General features: G+C 57.7%; 3 protein-coding genes. All 3 read right to left on the reverse strand.

Annotation, left to right across the window (positions count from 1 at the left end; all coding sequences use genetic code 11):
- A partial coding sequence (locus L692_RS0109670) for a right-handed parallel beta-helix repeat-containing protein (protein WP_025699375.1) occupies nucleotides 1-1,800 on the reverse strand: 1,800 nt, incomplete at its 3' end.
- Nucleotides 1,801-1,848: 48 nt separating this feature from the next.
- On the reverse strand, nucleotides 1,849-3,426 hold the full coding sequence (locus L692_RS0109675) for a response regulator transcription factor (RefSeq protein WP_025699377.1): 1,578 nt from the start codon (nucleotides 3,424-3,426) through the stop codon (nucleotides 1,849-1,851).
- Nucleotides 3,404-3,617: hypothetical protein (locus L692_RS32590; protein ID WP_025699379.1), on the reverse strand; the 214-nt coding region annotated here is incomplete at its 5' end. The genes L692_RS32590 and L692_RS0109675, both read right to left, overlap by 23 nt.

A 3,617-nucleotide genomic window follows, 5' to 3' on the forward strand; every position in this document is an offset into this window, starting at 1 on the left:
ATAGCGGAACAATATGCCGGCATTGCCGCCGACCTTCTTCACCTTCACATCGGCTTCGAGACTGTAGTCGGTCCAGAAGGCTTCGCCAGCGAATGCGATTGCTTCCCCGTAAAGCCCATTCTGGGCGTAGACCAGCGAATCCTCGGTCCCGATGTCCCAGCTTCCTCCGACCGTGGCCCAGCCATCCGCCATACCGTCTTCGAAATCGTCCTCAAGCACCGCCGCTTCGGGATTCGCCGTACCAGGGGCTTCGTATACGCCAATGTCAGGCGCCCCGCCGTACAGCGGATTGCCGAAGAAGTCGGCGCCGCCATTGCCCCATATAATAGCTCCGGCATTGATAGCCGGCGAGCCTTCGGCCAGTTGATACGCCGAGGCGGTGTCGATGCCGGACGCGGCGCCGCCGTTCAGAAACAGCGGGTCGCCCACAACCTTGCCGGGGTCACTGGGCACATTCGCATTCGCGCCGTAGAACAGGTTATGACTGTATTTTACATAGCTGCTGTTCGTGTACGTTCCGCTGACGGCGTTATAGAAAATATTGTTGCTGTAATACGCCATTCCGCTCGTACTCGATTTGGTCAGGGCCGATGAAATTCCATTATCGCGGTAGATGACATTATTGTAGATGTACAGACTGCCTCCGCCCGGTCTCAAATTGAACGCGCCGAAGGCGTCGTAGTCGTTCTGGCTAATATTGTAGCGAAAAATATTATTGTTCGTGCTGTCCATAACCAGCAGGGCTCCGCCCTCGTTATGATGGCTGAAGTTATATTGATAGATGCTGTCGCTCACCCTGATGTCGAAGTCCCAGGCCTGGCCGTCTCCCTGAAGAACCCGGGTATTGAACGCCTCGTTATGCTGGAAGACGGCTCCGGTGGTGTAATAGGCCCACTGCGCGGCGACATAACCAATGGTATCCAGATAATTCACCACCGAAGTGTTCACGTCGCAGCTGACGCCAATCTCACTCGTCGTGTTATACTCAATCAGCGGCGAGACGCCAGCGCGGACGAGAATGCCGTCCCGGTGAATTTTTTCCACATAGTTGCCGCGTATAATCAAACGGGTGAAGGCGTCAAACTTATGGGCCCAGGAAGTATTGGCAAAAGCGTCCGTCATCACCTGAATGCCGGTGTCCGCCACGTTGATTACCGTATTATCCTCGATCAGCACGTCGTCCCAGGTGCTCTCGGGATCGGTATTGCCGCCGCGCGCGTGAAAATTGATGCCTCCGGTTCTCCGGTCAGTGCCGAATACGTCATGGATGTCATTGCCTTTGATATAAATATGCTGGACCGCGCCGGCGCCCGCGCCTTCGCCGACGACAAGAATGCCGCTTCGGCGCATATCGGTCGCGTGCTGCCCGCTCGTAATTTCCAGATTGTTGATTTCCCAGTAAGACACATTCTTGAGCCGGACGCCGAAGCCTTCGCCGCCCACCGCCGTATTGCCGAAGTGAATCAGCGGCTTGGGACCGAATCCGTACCGGTCAACCACAATTGGGCTGCCTTCCGTCCCCGAGCCCTTCAGATCCAGATAAGCGTTGTTCCAGACCGAACCGGCTTTGAGCAGAATGCGGTCGCCGGGATCGAACACGACCGAATTGACCTTGTCCAGAGATTTCCAGGGGCTTTCCTCGCTTGTGCCGCTATTCGCGTCATCTCCCGCAGCGGCGTCCACATAATATGTCGTGCCCGCCGCCGCTGCCCGGCCCGGCGGCATGAGGCCGACCAGACCGAATATCAAGGCAGCGATAAGCGGAAGCCATAATATTTTATTTAAAGTAACCGCTTTCATAAATATTCTCCTTTTCGTATTGGCCCCTCTCTGCGCATTCATGAATTGCTATACATTCTTGAATTCACTGGGGCTCTTGCCGCTGTATTTCTTGAAGACCTTGGAGAAATAAGCCCGGTCCGAGAACCCGAGCGTATAAGCCACATTCTCGACGGTCTCATTCTCCCGGCGAAGCATGGAGATGGCGATGGAGATTTTGTAGCGATTGACGTAATCCGTAAATTTCATCCCGGCCAGCCGCTTGAAATAGCGGGAGAAATAGCTGGGGTTCAGGTGAAGATGCTCCGCCATATCCACCGAGGTGATCGTCCGGTCGACATGCTCCCTGAGAAAAACGTCGATGGCCTGAAGCCGGATATCCTTCTCCAGCTCGGTGATCGGCGCAAGCGCCTGATGACGCCACAGGTTCCACAGCTCCCGCTTCGTCAGGCGCGCCGCTTCCTCCGCATGGAGGGACCGGCTTAAGTGGACGAAGAACGCTTCCTCCGCCGTTCCGTTCGTTTCCGACGCCATCCTGCGGACACAATCGGCGTAAGCTTCTTTAAGCAGCCTTGGCGACCAATGCTCCGCTCTAGCATGCTGCGCCAGCTTGCCTATGGCGAGGTCGATCCAGGCGGCGTTGTCCTCCTCCAGCGCCAGCGACAGCATCGCCTTCTCTTTCTCCGGCTTCGATTCGGCCGCCAGCAGGAACGTCCGGTCGGGCTTCAGCATCGCGGCTGGCAGGGCGGGTCCATAGAAGCTGTGATCCCGGTACTCCGCCAAATGCTTGTAGGTCTCGACGAACTGCCGGACCGGGACCGTCTCCTCCGCGCAGAAGCCGCGCACGCTGACCTTCAGATACTGCTCCGCCTTCTCCCGGACAGACATCATATACCGGATCAGCCCGTCTTCCGGGACCTTCCGGTCTTCGACATTCCACAGCAAATAAATGTCCGCCTCTCCGTCCATCAGCGCCGTGATCGATGCAAGGCCGGAGGACAGCTCGGCCGCGATATTGCCGACGGCAAAGTGCAGGAGCGGCATGTCTCTATACCGGTAGCGCCCGATCACGGATGCGGCGTCGATATGCAGAAAGCCGTGGCGAAGATAGGGCAGCTTCCAGGAAATGCCGAGCCGCTCGCCGAACAGCAATATATTGTCCCATTCCCCGCCTTCGGAGAGCAGCTGCTTTAAGAAGTTCTGCTTGAGCACCTCCCGGTTGCGCTCGATCGCCTGCTGGAACGAGTAGCGCTCCAGCAGCTCCCGCCGTCTCCGGAAGCGCTTCATTGCCTTGGAGGCACTCTCCCGGAGCTGCTCAGGCGTAAGCTCATCCTTGATGAGATAATCGTCGGCCTCCAGCTGAATCGCCCGTTTGGAATAATGAAAATCTTCATAACAGGTCAGGAAAATGAGCCGTACCTCCGGCTTCATCATCCGGAATGCTTCCGCCAGCTCCAGCCCATCCATGCCGGGCAGCCCGATATCGACGATGGCCAGATCGGGCAGCATGTCATGAAACAGCTCCAGCGCCTGCTCGCTGCCGCAGGCTGCGGCAACCACCTCAAGCTCCAGATCGAGCTGGCCCAGCAAATGCTTCACATAGTCCAGCATAGGCACATCGTCATCAATCAACATGACCGTCATCATGGGAAGAAACCTCCTTGCTGCCCTTCACAGGAATATGGAAAGTGAAGATCATGCCACCGCCCGGGTTCGCGGCCGCCGTCAGCCGCGACCGGTAGCCGTACAGCACCTGCAGCCGCCGCGCCGTATTGAGCAGCCCCACGCCCTTCTCCGGCTGGGGCTGCTCCGGCTCCGCGCCCGACAGGCGGCGGCCC

This window comes from Paenibacillus forsythiae T98 (assembly GCF_000520735.1).
Classification (GTDB): Bacteria; Bacillota; Bacilli; order Paenibacillales; family Paenibacillaceae; genus Paenibacillus_AQ; species Paenibacillus_AQ forsythiae.

Bases quoted from the DNA above. Each gene is read 5' to 3' on its own strand.
- L692_RS0109675 (WP_025699377.1), bottom strand. From the start codon at position 3,426: ATGATGACGGTCATGTTGATTGATGACGATGTGCCTATGCTGGACTAT.